The 16,415-nt window shown below is 51.7% G+C and carries 25 protein-coding genes; 19 read left to right on the top strand and 6 right to left on the bottom strand.

Annotation, left to right across the window (positions count from 1 at the left end; translation table 11 throughout):
• The first annotated feature begins 1 nt into the window (after position 1).
• The 13 genes from rpsE (at position 2) to EDF82_RS00065 (ending at position 6,792) form a co-directional block, all read left to right on the top strand.
• The gene (rpsE, locus tag EDF82_RS00125; RefSeq protein ID WP_004106339.1) at positions 2–505 is read left to right on the top strand and encodes a 30S ribosomal protein S5; all 504 of its coding nucleotides are present in this window, start codon (positions 2–4) and stop codon (positions 503–505) included.
• 3 nt (positions 506–508) lie between these two features.
• Positions 509–688: a 50S ribosomal protein L30 gene (gene rpmD, locus EDF82_RS00120; protein WP_001140434.1), complete on the top strand. Its 180-nt coding sequence runs from the start codon at positions 509–511 to the stop codon at positions 686–688.
• Positions 689–691: 3 nt separating this feature from the next.
• Positions 692–1,126, top strand: a complete 435-nt coding sequence (gene rplO, locus EDF82_RS00115; RefSeq protein WP_123753632.1) for a 50S ribosomal protein L15 — start codon at positions 692–694, stop codon at positions 1,124–1,126.
• Positions 1,127–1,133: 7 nt separating this feature from the next.
• Positions 1,134–2,465, top strand: coding sequence for a preprotein translocase subunit SecY (gene secY, locus EDF82_RS00110; protein WP_041142963.1), 1,332 nt, complete (start codon positions 1,134–1,136; stop codon positions 2,463–2,465).
• Positions 2,466–2,496: 31 nt separating this feature from the next.
• Positions 2,497–2,613 carry a 50S ribosomal protein L36 gene (gene rpmJ / locus EDF82_RS00105; protein WP_000868187.1) on the top strand — a complete coding sequence of 39 codons (117 nt, stop codon included), beginning with the start codon at positions 2,497–2,499 and terminating at the stop codon, positions 2,611–2,613.
• A 146-nt stretch (positions 2,614–2,759) separates the two neighbouring features.
• Positions 2,760–3,116, top strand: a complete 357-nt coding sequence (gene rpsM, locus EDF82_RS00100; RefSeq protein WP_123753631.1) for a 30S ribosomal protein S13 — start codon at positions 2,760–2,762, stop codon at positions 3,114–3,116.
• Between the two features lie 16 nt (positions 3,117–3,132).
• Entirely contained in the window at positions 3,133–3,522 is a 390-nt protein-coding gene (rpsK, locus tag EDF82_RS00095) for a 30S ribosomal protein S11 (protein WP_004138423.1), read from the top strand.
• A 33-nt stretch (positions 3,523–3,555) separates the two neighbouring features.
• Complete coding sequence (gene rpsD, locus EDF82_RS00090) at positions 3,556–4,176, top strand: 30S ribosomal protein S4 (RefSeq protein WP_004868345.1); 621 nt, start codon at positions 3,556–3,558, stop codon at positions 4,174–4,176.
• 25 nt (positions 4,177–4,201) lie between these two features.
• Positions 4,202–5,191 (top strand): DNA-directed RNA polymerase subunit alpha, encoded by a 990-nt coding sequence (gene rpoA / locus EDF82_RS00085; RefSeq protein WP_002919219.1) that lies wholly within the window; start codon positions 4,202–4,204, stop codon positions 5,189–5,191.
• A 40-nt stretch (positions 5,192–5,231) separates the two neighbouring features.
• Entirely contained in the window at positions 5,232–5,618 is a 387-nt protein-coding gene (rplQ, locus tag EDF82_RS00080; RefSeq protein ID WP_004868344.1) for a 50S ribosomal protein L17, read from the top strand.
• A 107-nt stretch (positions 5,619–5,725) separates the two neighbouring features.
• Complete coding sequence (locus EDF82_RS00075; protein ID WP_123753630.1) at positions 5,726–6,094, top strand: DUF1992 domain-containing protein; 369 nt, start codon at positions 5,726–5,728, stop codon at positions 6,092–6,094.
• Between the two features lie 2 nt (positions 6,095–6,096).
• Positions 6,097–6,519: a Zn(2+)-responsive transcriptional regulator gene (gene zntR, locus EDF82_RS00070; RefSeq protein ID WP_123753629.1), complete on the top strand. Its 423-nt coding sequence runs from the start codon at positions 6,097–6,099 to the stop codon at positions 6,517–6,519.
• Positions 6,520–6,576: 57 nt separating this feature from the next.
• Entirely contained in the window at positions 6,577–6,792 is a 216-nt protein-coding gene (locus tag EDF82_RS00065) for an alternative ribosome-rescue factor A (protein ID WP_123753628.1), read from the top strand.
• On the opposite strand, the gene mscL is transcribed toward EDF82_RS00065, so the two are convergent.
• From mscL to def, 5 genes are all read right to left on the bottom strand, one after another.
• Complete coding sequence (gene mscL / locus EDF82_RS00060; RefSeq protein ID WP_123753627.1) at positions 6,793–7,206, bottom strand: large-conductance mechanosensitive channel protein MscL; 414 nt, start codon at positions 7,204–7,206, stop codon at positions 6,793–6,795. It abuts the gene before it with no gap.
• Between the two features lie 143 nt (positions 7,207–7,349).
• Positions 7,350–8,726 (bottom strand): Trk system potassium transporter TrkA, encoded by a 1,377-nt coding sequence (gene trkA / locus EDF82_RS00055; RefSeq protein ID WP_123753626.1) that lies wholly within the window; start codon positions 8,724–8,726, stop codon positions 7,350–7,352.
• Between the two features lie 13 nt (positions 8,727–8,739).
• The gene (rsmB, locus tag EDF82_RS00050; RefSeq protein WP_123753625.1) at positions 8,740–10,035 is read right to left on the bottom strand and encodes a 16S rRNA (cytosine(967)-C(5))-methyltransferase RsmB; all 1,296 of its coding nucleotides are present in this window, start codon (positions 10,033–10,035) and stop codon (positions 8,740–8,742) included.
• 51 nt (positions 10,036–10,086) lie between these two features.
• The gene (gene fmt, locus EDF82_RS00045) at positions 10,087–11,034 is read right to left on the bottom strand and encodes a methionyl-tRNA formyltransferase (RefSeq protein ID WP_123753624.1); all 948 of its coding nucleotides are present in this window, start codon (positions 11,032–11,034) and stop codon (positions 10,087–10,089) included.
• A 14-nt stretch (positions 11,035–11,048) separates the two neighbouring features.
• Positions 11,049–11,558 (bottom strand): peptide deformylase, encoded by a 510-nt coding sequence (def, locus tag EDF82_RS00040; protein ID WP_123753623.1) that lies wholly within the window; start codon positions 11,556–11,558, stop codon positions 11,049–11,051.
• Between the two features lie 128 nt (positions 11,559–11,686).
• On the opposite strand from def, the gene dprA reads away from it, so the two are divergent.
• From dprA to EDF82_RS00010, 6 genes are read left to right on the top strand one after another with little or no spacing between them, the layout of a single operon-like run.
• Complete coding sequence (gene dprA, locus EDF82_RS00035) at positions 11,687–12,811, top strand: DNA-protecting protein DprA (RefSeq protein WP_123753622.1); 1,125 nt, start codon at positions 11,687–11,689, stop codon at positions 12,809–12,811.
• Complete coding sequence (gene smg, locus EDF82_RS00030) at positions 12,783–13,256, top strand: DUF494 family protein Smg (protein WP_123753621.1); 474 nt, start codon at positions 12,783–12,785, stop codon at positions 13,254–13,256. The genes dprA and smg overlap by 29 nt, the downstream gene beginning before the upstream one ends.
• A gap of 26 nt (positions 13,257–13,282) precedes the next feature.
• Complete coding sequence (locus EDF82_RS00025) at positions 13,283–13,825, top strand: type I DNA topoisomerase (protein WP_123753620.1); 543 nt, start codon at positions 13,283–13,285, stop codon at positions 13,823–13,825.
• A 4-nt stretch (positions 13,826–13,829) separates the two neighbouring features.
• A complete protein-coding gene (tsaC, locus tag EDF82_RS00020) occupies positions 13,830–14,402 on the top strand; it encodes an L-threonylcarbamoyladenylate synthase type 1 TsaC (RefSeq protein WP_123753619.1) in 573 nt (190 codons plus the stop codon).
• Between the two features lie 3 nt (positions 14,403–14,405).
• On the top strand, positions 14,406–15,224 hold the full coding sequence (aroE, locus tag EDF82_RS00015; RefSeq protein ID WP_123753618.1) for a shikimate dehydrogenase: 819 nt from the start codon (positions 14,406–14,408) through the stop codon (positions 15,222–15,224).
• The gene (locus EDF82_RS00010) at positions 15,221–15,478 is read left to right on the top strand and encodes a DUF1488 domain-containing protein (protein ID WP_123753617.1); all 258 of its coding nucleotides are present in this window, start codon (positions 15,221–15,223) and stop codon (positions 15,476–15,478) included. Before aroE ends, EDF82_RS00010 begins: the two co-directional genes overlap by 4 nt.
• Here the strand turns inward: EDF82_RS00010 and EDF82_RS00005 are convergent.
• Positions 15,454–16,008, bottom strand: a complete 555-nt coding sequence (locus tag EDF82_RS00005) for a gamma carbonic anhydrase family protein (protein WP_123753638.1) — start codon at positions 16,006–16,008, stop codon at positions 15,454–15,456. The genes EDF82_RS00010 and EDF82_RS00005 overlap by 25 nt on opposite strands.
• Positions 16,009–16,415: the final 407 nt, after the last annotated feature.

Here is a 16,415-nt window from a genome sequence, read left to right as displayed (position 1 = left end):
GATGGCTCACATCGAAAAACAAGCTGGCGAACTGCAGGAAAAGCTGATCGCGGTTAACCGCGTATCTAAAACCGTTAAAGGTGGTCGTATTTTCTCCTTCACAGCTCTGACTGTTGTTGGTGATGGTAATGGCCGCGTAGGTTTTGGTTACGGTAAAGCGCGTGAAGTTCCAGCAGCGATCCAGAAAGCGATGGAAAAAGCCCGTCGCAATATGATTAACGTCGCGCTGAACCACGGCACCCTGCAGCACCCGGTTAAAGGTGTTCACACGGGTTCTCGTGTATTCATGCAGCCAGCTTCCGAAGGTACCGGTATCATCGCCGGTGGTGCAATGCGCGCCGTTCTGGAAGTTGCTGGAGTTCATAACGTTCTGGCCAAAGCATATGGTTCCACCAACCCGATCAACGTGGTTCGTGCAACTATTGATGGCCTGGAAAATATGAATTCTCCAGAAATGGTCGCTGCCAAGCGTGGTAAATCCGTTGAAGAAATTCTGGGGAAATAAACCATGGCAAAGACTATTAAAATTACTCAAACCCGCAGTGCAATCGGTCGTCTGCCGAAACACAAGGCAACGCTGCTTGGCCTGGGTCTGCGTCGTATTGGTCACACCGTAGAGCGCGAGGATACTCCTGCTGTTCGTGGTATGGTCAACGCGGTTTCCTTCATGGTTAAAGTTGAGGAGTAAGAGATGCGTTTAAATACTCTGTCTCCGGCCGAAGGCTCCAAAAAGGCGGGTAAACGCCTGGGTCGTGGTATCGGTTCTGGCCTCGGTAAAACCGGTGGTCGTGGTCACAAAGGTCAGAACTCTCGTTCTGGCGGTGGCGTACGTCGCGGTTTCGAGGGTGGTCAGATGCCACTGTACCGTCGTCTGCCGAAATTCGGCTTCACTTCTCGTAAAGCAATGATCACTGCAGAAGTTCGTCTGTCTGATCTGGCTCACGTAGAAGGCGATGTAGTCGACCTGAACACGCTGAAAGCGGCTAATATTATCGGTATCCAGATCGAGTTCGCGAAAGTGATCCTGTCTGGCGAGGTAGCTCGTCCGGTAACTATTCGTGGCCTGCGTGTGACTAAAGGTGCTCGTGCTGCTATCGAAGCTGCTGGCGGTAAAATTGAGGAATAAGTAGCAGATGGCTAAGCAACCGGGATTAGATTTTCAAAGTGCCAAAGGTGGACTTGGCGAACTGAAACGCAGACTTTTGTTTGTTATCGGTGCGCTGATTGTATTCCGTATTGGTTCTTTTATTCCGATCCCTGGTATTGATGCCGCTGTACTTGCCAAACTGCTTGAGCAACAGCGAGGCACCATCATTGAAATGTTCAACATGTTCTCTGGTGGTGCTCTCAGCCGTGCTTCTATCTTTGCTTTGGGTATCATGCCGTACATTTCGGCATCGATTATTGTCCAGCTGCTGACCGTTGTTTACCAACCGTTAGCAGAGATGAAGAAAGAAGGGGAGTCTGGTCGTCGTAAGATCAGCCAGTACACCCGCTACGGTACCCTGGTGTTGGCGATATTCCAGTCGATCGGTATTGCTACCGGTCTGCCGAATATGCCTGGTATGCAAGGCCTGGTAATGAATCCAGGCTTTGCATTCTACTTCACCGCTGTTGTCAGTCTGGTCACAGGAACCATGTTCCTGATGTGGCTCGGCGAACAGATTACTGAACGTGGTATCGGTAACGGTATCTCGATCATTATCTTCGCTGGTATCGTTGCGGGTCTCCCGCCAGCCATCGCCCATACTATCGAGCAAGCGCGTCAAGGCGACCTGCACTTCCTCCTGTTGCTATTGGTTGCAGTATTAGTATTTGCCGTGACATTCTTTGTTGTATTCGTAGAACGTGGTCAACGCCGCATTGTGGTGAACTACGCGAAGCGTCAGCAAGGTCGTCGTGTCTATGCTGCACAGAGCACACATTTACCGTTGAAAGTGAATATGGCGGGCGTAATCCCGGCAATCTTCGCTTCCAGCATTATTCTGTTCCCAGCAACCATCGCGTCATGGTTCGGGGGCGGAACCGGTTGGAACTGGCTGACAACAATTTCGCTGTATTTGCAGCCTGGGCAACCGCTTTATGTGTTACTCTATGCGTCTGCGATCATCTTCTTCTGTTTCTTCTACACGGCGTTGGTTTTCAACCCGCGTGAAACAGCAGATAACCTGAAGAAGTCCGGTGCATTTGTACCAGGAATTCGTCCGGGAGAGCAAACGGCGAAGTATATCGATAAAGTAATGACTCGTCTGACTTTGGTTGGTGCGCTGTACATTACCTTTATCTGCCTGATCCCGGAGTTCATGCGTGATGCAATGAAAGTGCCGTTCTACTTCGGTGGAACCTCGCTGCTTATTGTTGTCGTTGTGATTATGGACTTTATGGCTCAAGTGCAAACTCTGATGATGTCAAGTCAGTACGAGTCTGCATTGAAGAAGGCGAATCTGAAAGGCTACGGCCGCTAACAGACCGCCCGAGAAGTTACGGAGAGTAAAAATGAAAGTTCGTGCTTCCGTCAAGAAATTATGCCGTAACTGCAAAATCGTTAAGCGTGATGGTGTCATCCGTGTGATTTGCAGTGCCGAGCCAAAGCATAAACAGCGCCAAGGCTGATTTTTTCGCATATTTTTCTTGCAAAGTTGGATTGAGCTGGCTAGATTAGCCAGCCAATCTTTTGTATGTCTGTACGTTTCCATTTGAGTATCCTGAAAACGGGCTTTTCAGCATGGTGCGTACATATTAAATAGTAGGAGTGCATAGTGGCCCGTATAGCAGGCATTAACATTCCTGATCAAAAACATACCGTAATCGCATTAACTGCAATTTTCGGTATCGGCAAGACCCGCTCTAAAGCCATCTGTGCTGACACGGGTATCGCTGAAAATGTTAAGATCAGTGAGCTGTCTGAAGAACAAATTGAAGCCCTGCGTGAAGCAGTAGGCAAATTTGTCGTTGAAGGTGATCTGCGCCGTGAAATCACCCTGAGCATCAAGCGTCTGATGGACCTTGGTTGCTATCGTGGTTTACGCCATCGTCGTGGTCTTCCGGTTCGCGGTCAGCGTACTAAGACCAACGCACGTACCCGTAAGGGTCCGCGTAAACCGATCAAGAAATAATCGGGGTGATTGAATAATGGCAAAGGCACCAGTTCGTGCACGTAAGCGTGTAAGAAAACAAGTCTCTGATGGCGTGGCTCATGTCCATGCTTCTTTTAACAACACCATCGTTACCATCACTGATCGTCAGGGTAACGCACTGGGTTGGGCAACAGCCGGTGGTTCCGGTTTCCGTGGTTCACGCAAATCCACTCCGTTTGCAGCTCAGGTTGCAGCAGAGCGTTGCGCTGAAGCCGTAAAAGAATACGGCATCAAGAATCTGGAAGTTATGGTCAAAGGTCCGGGTCCAGGTCGCGAATCTACTATTCGTGCACTGAACGCCGCTGGTTTCCGCATCACTAATATTACTGATGTGACTCCGATCCCTCATAACGGTTGTCGTCCGCCGAAAAAACGTCGCGTATAACGCGCTCGTTTCTAGGATTGTTGGAGAAAGAAAATGGCAAGATATTTGGGTCCTAAGCTCAAGCTGAGCCGTCGTGAGGGCACAGACCTGTTCCTTAAGTCTGGCGTTCGCGCGATCGATACCAAGTGTAAAATTGAACAAGCTCCTGGCCAGCACGGTGCGCGTAAACCGCGTCTGTCTGACTATGGTGTGCAGTTGCGTGAAAAGCAAAAAGTTCGCCGTATGTACGGTGTGCTGGAGCGTCAGTTCCGTAACTACTATAAAGAAGCAGCACGTCTGAAAGGCAACACCGGTGAAAACCTGTTGGCTCTGCTGGAAGGTCGTCTGGACAACGTTGTATACCGTATGGGCTTCGGCGCGACTCGTGCTGAATCACGTCAGCTGGTTAGCCACAAAGCTATCATGGTAAACGGTCGTGTTGTTAACATTGCTTCTTATCAGGTTAAAGCGAACGACGTTGTTAGCATTCGTGAGAAAGCGAAAAAGCAATCTCGCGTGAAAGCCGCTCTGGAGCTGGCTGAGCAGCGTGAAAAGCCAACCTGGCTGGAAGTTGATGCTGGCAAGATGGAAGGTACGTTCAAGCGTCAGCCGGAACGTTCTGATCTGTCTGCGGACATTAACGAACACCTGATCGTCGAGCTTTACTCCAAGTAAAGCTTAGTACCAAAGAGAGGACACAATGCAGGGTTCTGTGACAGAGTTTCTAAAACCGCGCCTGGTCGATATCGAGCAAGTGAGTTCGACGCACGCCAAGGTGACCCTTGAGCCTTTAGAGCGTGGCTTTGGCCATACTCTGGGTAACGCACTGCGCCGTATTCTGCTCTCATCGATGCCGGGTTGCGCGGTGACCGAGGTTGAGATTGATGGTGTACTGCACGAGTACAGCACCAAAGAAGGCGTTCAGGAAGATATCCTTGAAATCCTGCTCAACCTGAAAGGGCTTGCGGTGAGAGTTCAGGGTAAAGATGAAGTCATCCTTACTTTGAATAAATCTGGCATTGGCCCTGTGACCGCAGCCGACATTACCCATGACGGTGATGTCGAAATCGTCAAGCCGCAACATGTGATCTGCCACCTGACCGATGAGAACGCAGCTATTAGCATGCGTATCAAAGTTCAGCGCGGTCGTGGTTATGTGCCGGCTTCTGCCCGAATTCATTCGGAAGAAGATGAGCGCCCAATCGGCCGTCTGCTGGTCGACGCATGCTACAGCCCAGTAGAGCGTATTGCCTACAATGTTGAAGCAGCGCGTGTAGAACAGCGTACCGACCTGGACAAGCTGGTCATCGAAATGGAAACCAACGGCACAATCGATCCTGAAGAGGCGATTCGTCGTGCGGCAACCATCCTGGCAGAACAACTTGAAGCTTTCGTTGACTTACGTGATGTACGTCAGCCGGAAGTTAAAGAAGAGAAACCAGAATTCGATCCGATCCTGCTGCGCCCTGTTGACGATCTCGAATTGACTGTCCGCTCTGCTAACTGCCTCAAGGCAGAAGCTATCCACTATATCGGTGATCTGGTACAGCGTACCGAGGTTGAGTTGCTGAAAACGCCGAACCTGGGTAAAAAATCTCTTACTGAGATTAAAGACGTGCTGGCTTCACGTGGTCTGTCTCTGGGCATGCGCCTGGAAAACTGGCCACCGGCAAGCATTGCTGACGAGTAACCGGATCACAGGTTAAGGTTTTACTGAGAAGGATAAGGTCATGCGCCATCGTAAGAGTGGTCGTCAACTGAACCGCAACAGCAGCCATCGCCAGGCTATGTTCCGTAACATGGCTGGTTCGCTGGTTCGTCATGAAATCATCAAGACGACCCTGCCGAAAGCGAAAGAACTGCGTCGCGTAGTTGAGCCGCTGATTACTCTTGCCAAGACTGATAGCGTTGCTAATCGTCGTCTGGCATTCGCCCGTACTCGTGATAACGAGATCGTGGCAAAACTGTTTAACGAGCTGGGCCCGCGTTTTGCGAGCCGCGCCGGTGGTTACACTCGCATTCTGAAGTGTGGCTTCCGTGCAGGCGACAACGCGCCGATGGCATACATCGAGCTGGTTGATCGTGCTGAGCTGAAAGCAGAAGCTGCTGCAGAGTAATCTGTAGTAACGTAAAAGAACCCGCCTCGGCGGGTTTTTTTATATCCTCGTTATGCTAGCTTCACTACAATAGCTGTATTCTTTTTGTTCATCCCCGGAGCCGTATGATGTGGTTACTGGATCAGTGGGCAGAACGCCATATCCTTGACGCCCAGCGCAAAGGCGAGTTCGACGACCTACCCGGCCGTGGAGAACCGCTGACGCTAGACGACGATCTGCATGTCCCACCTGAACTGCGGGCCGGCTATCGGCTACTCAAAAACGCCGGTTGTCTGCCACCAGAACTTGAGCAACGTCGGGAAGCTGTTGTCCTGACTGATTTGCTTAAAACTGTCCGCCCTGATGACCCACAACACGCTGAGCTGAGCCGTCAGCTTGCATTGCTTGAACTAAAGCTTCGCCAGGCTGGACTGAGTACTGATTTTTTGCGGGGTGAATATGCGGACAGGCTACATAACAAAATTGATAAGGAGTAAGCATGTACCGTATTGGTGAACTCGCGAAACTGGCGGATGTGACTCCCGATACCATTCGCTACTATGAAAAGCAGCATATGATGGCTCACGATGTCCGGACCGAGGGTGGTTTTCGGCTGTATACCGAGAAAGATCTTCAACGTTTACGTTTTATTCGCTATGCCCGCCAGTTAGGCTTCACTCTGGAAGCGATCCGCGAATTATTGTCGATCCGCGTCGATCCTGAGCATCACACTTGCCAGGAATCTAAAGGCATCGTGCTGGCTCGTTTGGGTGAAGTGGAAGCACGCATTAAAGAACTGCAATCGATGCGCCGTTCTCTGCAACGACTCAATGACGCCTGTTGCGGGAGTGCACATAGCAGCGTGTACTGCTCGATTCTTGAGGCGCTTGAACAAGGAGCAAGTAGCACGACCGGACGTTGATTTTCTCAGCGCGCGGATCTACACTCGCGACGATCTTATCCACTATCAGGAGTAATTATGAGCCGCTATCAACATACCAAAGGGCAAATTAAAGACAATGCCATTGAGGCGTTACTGCACGACCCATTATTCAGGCAACGGATTGAAAAAAGTAAGAAGGGGAAAGGTAGTTATCAACGTAAAGACAAACATGCAGGGCGGAATGACCGGGAGGCCAGTGGCAAAAGAGTGATTCACTTTTTTACCACTGGCCTTCTGCTTTCTGTCGCTTGATTAAGAGCGGTTATTTTGCTCTTTCAACAGATCGCGAATTTCACTTAACAATACTTCTTCTTTCGACGGAGCCGGCGGTGCAGCCGGAGCTTCTTCTTTTTTGCGATTCAGGTTATTCATCAGTTTGATTGCCATGAAAATGGCAAAAGCCACGATCACAAAATCGAAGACATTCTGGATAAACACCCCGTAATGCATCACGACGGCAGGGATATCACCCTGTGCATCGCGCAACGTGACAGCAAAGGATTTAAAATCAATACCGCCAATCAGAAGTCCTAGCGGTGGCATAATAATATCGGCAACCAGCGACGACACAATTTTACCAAATGCCGCACCAATGATGACACCCACTGCTAAATCAACAACATTCCCGCGCATCGCGAAGTCGCGAAACTCTTTTAAAATGCTCATTTTATTCTCCTTGAACCAGCCAACTTAATAAGTTTATCAAATGTATTCCTGTTTGCCATTACTGTTGAATAATTGCTAAAAAATATTAGCCATTAATAAGTATAGGGTAATTAAAGCGGGCATCGTATTGTCGCCCGCAGTTATTACAGGAAGAACGGACTTGGCTGGAACAGGCGTTCGACGTCGGAGATAAATTTTTTGTCGGTCAGGAACATAATGACGTGGTCACCCTGTTCAATGCGCAGGTTATTATTGGCGATCATGACATCATTGCCACGGACCACGGCGCCAATGATCGTGCCTGGGGGCAGTTTGATCTCATCGATCGAACGACCAACCACCCGGGAGGTACTTTCATCGCCATGGGCGACAGCTTCGATGGCCTCAGCTACACCGCGGCGTAGTGATGATACGCCAACGATATCCGCTTTACGCACATGGCTGAGCAGGGCAGAAATGGTGGCCTGTTGCGGAGATATCGCAATGTCGATCACGCTACCTTGCACCAGATCGACGTACGCTTTCCGCTGGATCAACACCATCACTTTTTTAGCGCCCATCCGTTTGGCCAGCATGGCGGACATGATATTCGCTTCGTCATCGTTGGTAACGGCAATGAAAAGATCAACCTGATCAATATGCTCTTCTGCCAGCAGTTCCTGATCGGAGGCATCGCCATAAAAGACGATCGTATTCTGCAATTTCTCGGCAAGTTCAGCGGCACGTTGTTGATCGCGTTCGATGAGTTTTACGCTGTAATCTTTTTCCAGACGGTGGGCGAGACCTGCCCCGATGTTGCCACCACCAACCAGCATGATCCGTTTGTAGGGTTTCTCCAGCCGCTGCAGTTCACTCATTACCGCGCGGATATGTTGGGATGCGGCGATAAAGAACACCTCATCGCCGGCTTCAACAATCGTTGAACCCTGGGGGCGAATAGGTCTGTCATGACGGAAAATAGCCGCGACGCGCGTGTCGATATGTGGCATGTGCTCACGCATGGTTGAGAGCGCATTACCGACCAGCGGACCGCCGTAGTAGGCTTTCACGACCGCCAGGCTGACTTTCCCTTCTGCAAAGTTGACGACCTGCAGCGCCCCAGGATACTCAATAAGGCGGTAGATACTGTCTATCACTAACTGCTCAGGCGCGATCAGATGGTCAATGGGTACCGCTTCTGAGTGGAATAGTTTTTCGGCATCACGGACGTAATCCGGCGAGCGGATACGGGCAATACGATTGGGAGTATTAAAGAGCGAATAGGCAACCTGGCAGGCTACCATATTGGTCTCATCTGAACTCGTCACCGCAACCAGCATGTCGGCATCATCGGCGCCGGCTTCACGTAATACCCGAGGGTGGGAACCATGCCCCTGGACAACGCGAAGGTCGAATTTATCCTGCAGACCGCGCAGGCGATCCCCGTTGGTATCGACTAAGGTGATGTCGTTGTTCTCTCCGACGAGGTTTTCCGCGAGAGTTCCGCCTACCTGACCGGCGCCCAGAATAATAATCTTCATCAGCAGTGATCCATTATTTCCGATGTTTGATCAGCTTAGCGTAAAAGAACCCATCACCGTCTTCAGCACCAGGCAAATTTTGCACGCCGGGCTGCTCGGGGGTACCGGTAATGCTGAGTTCGGCATCCGCGGTACGCTTCAGGAACGCCGCAATCTGCTGGCTATTCTCTTCCGGGAGGATTGAACAGGTTGCATAGACCAGCGTGCCGCCGGGTTTCAGATGTGACCAGATAGCATCCAGAATTTCTGACTGCAGTTGGGCCAGTTCAGCAATATCGCGATCGCGACGTAACCATTTAATATCCGGATGGCGACGGATGACGCCGGTGGCCGAACAGGGGGCATCAAGCAGAATGCGGTCGAACTTTTCATCCTCGCACCACTGGGCCGGATAGCGGCCATCGCCCTGTTTGACCTGAGCCTTCATGCCGAGTCGCTTCAGGTTATCGTAGACGCGGGACAGACGCTGCTCGTCAATATCAACGGCCAGTACGTTAGCCTGCGGTGCGACTTCGAGAATATGCGTCGTTTTACCGCCAGGGGCTGCGCACAGATCCAGGATTCTCTCGCCGTTTTCCGGAGTTAAATAGCGCATGCAGCCCTGGGCCGAAGCATCCTGAACGGTGACCCAGCCCTGGTCAAATCCTGGTAATACATGGACGGGAGCCGGCGTTGCCAGGCGAACTGCATCAGGGTAATCATGATGAGTGAACCCCTGTAATCCGACCTCTTCCAGTAATTTCAGCCACTCATCGCGCGAGTGGTGATTGCGGTTTACACGCAGCCACATAGGCGGGCGCTGGTTATTCGCTTCGGCGATGGCTTGCCATTGCTGTGGCCAGGATTTTTTCAGGCGGTTAAGCAACCAGGCAGGGTGGAGAAAGCGGCTCTCGCCTTGGGCAAATTCGGCCAGCAGGGTTTCCTGTTGACGCTGAAACTGGCGCAACACGCCGTTGATAAGCCCTTTCAGCTGCGGACGTTTGATCGCTACCGCACCTTCAACGGTCTCTGCTAGCGCAGCATGAGCCGGAATGCGGGTATAGAGCAGCTGATAAAACCCGACCATAATTAAATAGTGAATAGTGCGCTGTTTGCCCGTCATCGGGCGCGCCATCAGCTTGTTAACCAGCCACTCCAGCTGGCTCAGCGTGCGCAGTACGCCAAAGCACAACTCTTGCAGCAGTGCTTTATCCTTTTCCCCAACCTTCTGCTGTAACGCTGGCAGAACGTTGCTCAATGACTGGCCTTGCTCGACAACCTGCTCAACGGCCTGTGCCGCCAGACTGCGTAAATTAAGATTTTTTTTCATAACCGCAAAATAAAAATGCCCGGTAAATCCGGGCTTTAGAAGTGATTACCGTCAGGAGAGACGGTTACCGGGGGTAAACCATTCCCGGCGAGAATTTAGCAGATCCTGGGCGCTCATCGCTTTTTTACCTGCAGGTTGCAGCGATTCCAGATTCAGGATTCCGTTGCCTGTTGCGACCTGGATGCCTTGCTTACCGGCGGCCACGATGGTGCCAGGTTCAGCGCTACTGGTTTCAGCAATCACCGATGCCTGCCAGACTTTCACCGGCTGCTCGTCAATTTCAAGCCAGCTCATCGGCCACGGATTGAAGGCACGAATGCAGCGTTCGAGCTGGGCTGCGGAAAGCGACCAGTCAATACGGGCTTCTTCTTTACTGAGCTTCTCAGCGTAAGTGACGACGGCTTCGTCCTGTACTTCCGGCTGAGTGGTGCCGTTTGCCAGCTGGGTTAATGTTTCCAGTAACCCCTGTGGACCGAGATCCGCCAGCTTGTCATACAGGCTGGCACTGGTATCCTGCGCCGTGATCGGGCAGGAGAGCTTGTACAGCATGTCTCCGGTATCCAGACCAACATCCATCTGCATGATGGTCACGCCGGTTTCCGCGTCACCCGCCCAGAGCGAACGCTGGATCGGTGCTGCCCCACGCCAGCGTGGCAACAACGAGCCATGTACGTTGATACAACCCAGGCGCGGCATATCCAGAACCGCTTTAGGCAGAATCAATCCGTAGGCCACGACAACCATGACATCGGCGTTCAGCGACGCAACCAACTGCTGATTTTCCTGCGGGCGCAAGGATACAGGCTGGAATACCGGCAGGTTATGGCTTTCAGCGAGGGCTTTTACCGGCCCCGGCATCAGCTTTTTGCCGCGACCAGCAGGGCGATCCGGCTGGGTAAATACGCCAACAACCTGGTGCTCAGACGACAACAGCGCATCAAGATGACGCGCTGCAAAATCGGGAGTTCCCGCAAAAATGATTCGTAGTGATTGTGACACGTTAGTCCTTGTCCTCAGGCACGCGTACGCAAACGATCCAGTTTTTCAACTTTCTGACGGATACGCTGTTGTTTGAGCGGCGACAGATAATCGATAAACAGCTTGCCTACCAGGTGATCCATTTCATGTTGGATGCAGATAGCCAGCAGACCATCAGCCTCCAGTTCGAACGACTTACCTTCGCGATCTAATGCGCGAATTTTCACGGTTTCGGCACGTGGAACCAGCGCGCGTTGTTCCGGGATCGACAGGCAACCCTCTTCGATACCCGTTTCACCGTCCTTTTCCAGCAGCTCAGGGTTGATTAACACCAGCTGCTGTTCGCGGTTCTCAGAAACATCAATGACGATAATTCGCTGATGGACATCCACCTGAGTGGCGGCCAGGCCAATACCTTCTTCCGCGTACATCGTCTCGAACATATCATCGACGATACGCTGAATTTCCGCATTCACTTCTTTTACCGGTTCAGCGACTTTGCGAAGGCGCTCGTCCGGGATATGTAACACTTGCAAAACTGCCATAAAGATCCAGAGTCGTATTCAGGAGTGGATAAGATTATTAGCTCTATTCTAGACAAAACCCCCTGTAATTGACAGTCTCGCTCTCCAATCACAAGGATTGTCAAAGCCACTTATGGCAGGGGATAAGGATGGCGCCTACAGAGATTTGGTTGCGCCTGATGAAGGTGAACAACCTTTATGGTGACAGCATGATGAGGGCAGCCCGGAAACTGTGTGCCGCCCCTGTGCTTGATAGTGAAGCACTCGGTGCCTGTGGATTGAGTGGCGCGCAGGCTGGGCAATTTATGTCCTTGAGCCAGCAACAGCTTGATTCTGCATTATTGTGGCTGGAACAGTCCGGGCACCATTTGCTGATGGCAGACCATCCACACTACCCACCGCAGCTACGTGCGATCGTTGATTATCCTGGCGCGCTTTTCGTCTGTGGGGATTTACCCCTTCTTAGTAGCGTTCAACTGGCGATTGTTGGTAGTCGCGCACATTCCTGGTATGGCGCGCGTTGGGGGCGGCAGTTCAGTGAACTTCTGGCATCTTATGGCATCACGATTACCAGCGGTCTGGCTCTCGGCATTGATGGCGTCGCTCATCGCGGTGCGCTGGAAGCACCAGGGAAGACCATTGGCGTACTCGGCAATGGATTAGAAGAGATTTATCCACGTCGGCATCGTGCACTGGCAACACAAATCGTGGAGAGCGGTGGCGCGCTGTTGTCCGAATTCCCTCTTGCTGCGGCTCCGCTGCCTGGGAATTTCCCTCGTCGCAACCGGATCATCAGCGGGCTTAGTGTCGGCGTTGTGGTGATTGAGGCCGCGTTGAGAAGTGGCTCCCTGGTAACCGTTCGCTGCGCATTAGAGCAGGGGAGAGAAGTTTTTGCGCTACCCGGGCCGGTGGGTAATCCCGGCTCAGAAGGGCCGCACTGGTTAATTAAGCAAGGGGCCATCCCTGTAACGTCAGCGGAAGATATCATTGAATACTGTCGGCAGGAGCTACAATGGTTCCCTGATATGCCTGACAATATAAATAATTGCGTAGATCGGCCTCCCATGGCATTGCCATTTCCAGAGCTCCTGGCTAACGTAGGAGATGAGGTAACACCTGTTGACGTTGTCGCTGAACGTGCCGGCCAATCTGTGCCAGTGACCGTAGCTCAGCTACTTGAACTGGAGTTAGCAGGCTGGATCGCAGCTGTACCCGGCGGCTATGTCCGATTAAGGAGGGCAAGCCATGTTCGACGTACTCATGTATTTGTTTGAGACTTACATCCAAAACGAAGCAGAAATGCGCGTGGACCAGGACAAACTGACCCGTGATCTGACTGATGCAGGTTTTGATCGGGAAGATATCTATAACGCGCTGATGTGGCTCGAGAAACTGGCTGATTATCAGGAAGGTCTCGTTGAACCCATGCAGCTTGCGTCAGACCCGCTCTCTCTGCGGATTTACACCGAAGAAGAGTGCTTACGTCTGGATGCCAGTTGCCGAGGATTTTTGTTATTCCTCGAGCAGATTCAGGTGTTGAACCTCGAAACACGAGAAATGGTGATAGAGCGCGTATTAGCGCTGGATACGGCAGAGTTCGATCTGGAAGACCTGAAATGGGTGATCCTGATGGTGCTGTTTAACATTCCAGGCTGTGAAAATGCCTATCAACAAATGGAAGAATTACTCTTCGAAGTAAATGAAGGTATGCTGCATTAATCTTTTTGCAGCAACATCGAGTTGTTATGACCAAATCAGCACTGTTTTCGGTGCGTAAAAATGAGCCCTGCCCACAGTGTGGGGCTGAACTGGTAATTCGCTCCGGGAAACACGGGCCGTTTCTCGGCTGCTCACACTATCCGGACTGTGACTATGTCCGTCCCCTGAAAAACCAGGCGGACGGGCATATCGTAAAAGTGCTGGAGGGACAGGAGTGTCCGTCTTGTGGCGCTGTTATGGTGTTACGCCAGGGGCGCTTCGGGATGTTTATTGGCTGCAGCCGTTATCCGGAATGCGAACATACCGAAACTATCGATAAACCCGACGAAACCGCGATTGCCTGCCCGCAGTGTGGACAGGGGCAGCTGGTTCAGCGTCGCTCTCGTTTCGGCAAAACGTTCCATTCCTGCGATCGTTACCCCGATTGCCAGTTCGTTATCAACTTCAAACCGGTAGCGGGTGAATGCCCTGAATGCCACTATCCGCTATTAATCGAAAAGAAAACGGCACAGGGCGTAAAATGCTTTTGTGCCAGTAAGCAATGTGGAAAGCCGATCCCGGCGGAATAAATCAGTGAATAATAACCTGCACTCAGAAACCGTCGCCCATGCCGTGGCGGTTCTACATAATGAACATGTCATCGCCTATCCGACAGAAGCCGTTTTTGGTGTTGGTTGCGACCCTGACAGCGAAACGGCTGTAATGCGTCTGCTGGATCTCAAACAGCGTCCCGTCGATAAAGGTCTTATTTTGATCGCCGCGAACTTTGAGCAACTGAAACCTTATATTGATGATTCACAGCTCAATGACGAACAGCGTGCGGCGATTAACGCCTGCTGGCCAGGACCCGTAACCTTTGTTTTTCCTGCTAATGCTTCAACACCCCGCTGGTTAACCGGCCGCTTTGATTCTCTGGCCGTGCGTGTTAGTGATCATCCGCTGGTGATAGCGCTGTGCGAGGCTTATGGAAAACCGTTGGTCTCAACCAGTGCCAATTTGTCCGGCCAGCCGCCTTGCCGCACCACGGCAGAAGTTCTGGCGCAGTTTGGCGCTGATTTCCCGGTAGTTGATGGTCCGACAGGCGGCCGTCAAAACCCGTCTGAAATTCGCGATGCCCTGACGGGTGAACGCTTTCGCCAGGGGTAAATAATGGAAACCTATGCAGTCTTCGGAAATCCGATAGCCCACAGCAAGTCCCCTTCTATTCACCAGCGTTTTGCGCAGCAGCTGCAGATTGCTCACCCGTATGGCCGTATCCTGGCGCCGACAGACGGTTTTATAAACACTCTGAATACTTTCTTTGCTGAAGGTGGGAAAGGGGCGAATATTACCGTACCGTTCAAGGAAGAAGCGTTTGCCCGTGCGGATGAGCTCACTGAACGCGCGGCGTTAGCCGGGGCAGTGAATACCCTGAAGCGACTAGAGGACGGGCGTTTGTTGGGGGATAACACTGACGGGATTGGGCTGTTGAGCGATCTGGAGCGGCTAGTATTCATTAAGCCAGGTTATCGGGTATTGCTTATCGGCGCGGGTGGCGCCTCGCGCGGTGTTCTACTGCCGCTTCTGTCACTGGATTGTGCGGTGACGATTGTTAACCGCACCTTCGCACGTGCCCAGGAACTGGCAACTCTGTTCGCACACACCGGCAGTATTTGTGCTCTCGAGATGGAATCGCTGGCTGGACATGAGTTCGACCTCATTATTAATGCGACCTCCAGCGGCATCAGCGGTGAGGTGCCGGCAATACCATCTTCATTAATAAATGCCCAGGTCCACTGCTATGACATGTTTTACCAGAAAGGCAGCACGCCGTTTCTGTGCTGGTGCCAGAAACATGGCGCTAAAATGTATGCCGATGGTTTAGGGATGCTGGTGGCACAGGCTGCTCACGCGGTACTGCTCTGGCATGGCGTTCTACCGGAAATTGCACCGGTTATCCAGGAACTGGATCAGGAACTGAACGCGTGAATCAGGCGATCCAGTTTCCCGACAGGGAAGAGTGGGATAGTGACCGACAATGTGTCACCTTCCCGGCCCTGGTACAGGGGTTCCAGCTCACTTGTGCAATCCGCGGCGCGACATTAAAGCAGCGCTTTGGTGGTGATGAGCCAGGGCAGTGGCTGGACGCGTTCCGTGAGCATCGTTGGGATCTGGAAGAAGAAGCTGACGAATTGATCCGCGGCCAGCAGGAAGACGATCAAGGCTGGGTCTGGTTTTCCTGATCCAGATAATCGTTTTTCCATTTCACATAGTTGTTGGCTGAATACAGAAGACCAGCCCGCTCCGCCTCCGTCAGGGGGCGAATTTGTTTTACCGGGTTACCAAAATAGAGATAGCCGCTTTCCAGACGTTTATTTTGCGGTACCAGACTACCGGCACCAATCATCACGTCATCTTCTATAACGACGCCATCCAGCAAAATTGAACCCATCCCGACCAGGACTCGATTGCCAATAGTGCAGCCATGCAGCATCACCTTGTGACCAACGGTGACATCTTCGCCGATGAGTAGCGGGTTCCCCTGCGGGTTATAGGATGATTTATGGGTGACGTGCAGGACGCTCCCGTCCTGAATGTTCGTGCGGGCGCCGATTTCCACATAGTTAACATCCCCACGGATGGCGACCAGTGGCCAGATGCTGACATCGTCAGCCATTCGGACATCGCCGATCGCCACGCTGGTCGCATCGATCATGACGCGCAGGCCGGTTTGCGGGAACAAATCTTTATACGGACGTAAGTTGGCGGACATGATTACCTCAATAAACCAGGGTTGTATAAAGACTTTGGTGGCTTTTAAGGCCATCTGCAACCCTTTATTGTGGTAAAAACTGAGCGAATTGGGCAATAACACCGCGAAAAGGGCGAAAAACCATCACTTGGAAAAAAAGATCGATAAAAGGCTTGTGCAAAAAAATGGGATCCCTATAATGCGCTCCCACTGACACGGCAAATGTGAACAACTTCACAGAGTAAGCCGGGTCGGAAAGAGAAAAACTTCTGAAAAATGAGGTTGACTCTGAAAGAGGAAAGCGTAATATACGCCACCTCGCGACAGAGCGCTAAGCGCCGTCGCACTGCTCTTTAACAATTTATCAGACAATCTGTGTGGGCACTCAAAGTGACATGGATTCTTAACGTCCTCGGACGAAAAATGAA

The sequence above is a fragment of the Klebsiella sp. BIGb0399 genome (assembly GCF_003752615.1).
GTDB classification, from domain to species: Bacteria; Pseudomonadota; Gammaproteobacteria; order Enterobacterales; family Enterobacteriaceae; genus Klebsiella; species Klebsiella lignicola.
This window is presented reverse-complemented; position numbering and strand designations above follow the sequence as displayed.

Bases quoted from the DNA above. Each gene is read 5' to 3' on its own strand.
- dprA (WP_123753622.1), top strand. From the start codon at position 11,687: ATGGCGCCTACAGAGATTTGGTTGCGCCTGATGAAGGTGAACAACCTT.
- zntR (WP_123753629.1), top strand. From the start codon at position 6,097: ATGTACCGTATTGGTGAACTCGCGAAACTGGCGGATGTGACTCCCGAT.
- rpoA (WP_002919219.1), top strand. From the start codon at position 4,202: ATGCAGGGTTCTGTGACAGAGTTTCTAAAACCGCGCCTGGTCGATATC.
- rsmB (WP_123753625.1), bottom strand. From the start codon at position 10,035: ATGAAAAAAAATCTTAATTTACGCAGTCTGGCGGCACAGGCCGTTGAG.
- aroE (WP_123753618.1), top strand. From the start codon at position 14,406: ATGGAAACCTATGCAGTCTTCGGAAATCCGATAGCCCACAGCAAGTCC.
- rpmD (WP_001140434.1), top strand. From the start codon at position 509: ATGGCAAAGACTATTAAAATTACTCAAACCCGCAGTGCAATCGGTCGT.
- rplO (WP_123753632.1), top strand. From the start codon at position 692: ATGCGTTTAAATACTCTGTCTCCGGCCGAAGGCTCCAAAAAGGCGGGT.
- rpsD (WP_004868345.1), top strand. From the start codon at position 3,556: ATGGCAAGATATTTGGGTCCTAAGCTCAAGCTGAGCCGTCGTGAGGGC.
- EDF82_RS00005 (WP_123753638.1), bottom strand. From the start codon at position 16,008: ATGTCCGCCAACTTACGTCCGTATAAAGATTTGTTCCCGCAAACCGGC.
- EDF82_RS00075 (WP_123753630.1), top strand. From the start codon at position 5,726: ATGTGGTTACTGGATCAGTGGGCAGAACGCCATATCCTTGACGCCCAG.
- EDF82_RS00065 (WP_123753628.1), top strand. From the start codon at position 6,577: ATGAGCCGCTATCAACATACCAAAGGGCAAATTAAAGACAATGCCATT.
- mscL (WP_123753627.1), bottom strand. From the start codon at position 7,206: ATGAGCATTTTAAAAGAGTTTCGCGACTTCGCGATGCGCGGGAATGTT.
- trkA (WP_123753626.1), bottom strand. From the start codon at position 8,726: ATGAAGATTATTATTCTGGGCGCCGGTCAGGTAGGCGGAACTCTCGCG.
- secY (WP_041142963.1), top strand. From the start codon at position 1,134: ATGGCTAAGCAACCGGGATTAGATTTTCAAAGTGCCAAAGGTGGACTT.
- EDF82_RS00025 (WP_123753620.1), top strand. From the start codon at position 13,283: ATGACCAAATCAGCACTGTTTTCGGTGCGTAAAAATGAGCCCTGCCCA.
- smg (WP_123753621.1), top strand. From the start codon at position 12,783: ATGTTCGACGTACTCATGTATTTGTTTGAGACTTACATCCAAAACGAA.
- rpmJ (WP_000868187.1), top strand. From the start codon at position 2,497: ATGAAAGTTCGTGCTTCCGTCAAGAAATTATGCCGTAACTGCAAAATC.
- rpsK (WP_004138423.1), top strand. From the start codon at position 3,133: ATGGCAAAGGCACCAGTTCGTGCACGTAAGCGTGTAAGAAAACAAGTC.
- rplQ (WP_004868344.1), top strand. From the start codon at position 5,232: ATGCGCCATCGTAAGAGTGGTCGTCAACTGAACCGCAACAGCAGCCAT.
- rpsE (WP_004106339.1), top strand. From the start codon at position 2: ATGGCTCACATCGAAAAACAAGCTGGCGAACTGCAGGAAAAGCTGATC.
- def (WP_123753623.1), bottom strand. From the start codon at position 11,558: ATGGCAGTTTTGCAAGTGTTACATATCCCGGACGAGCGCCTTCGCAAA.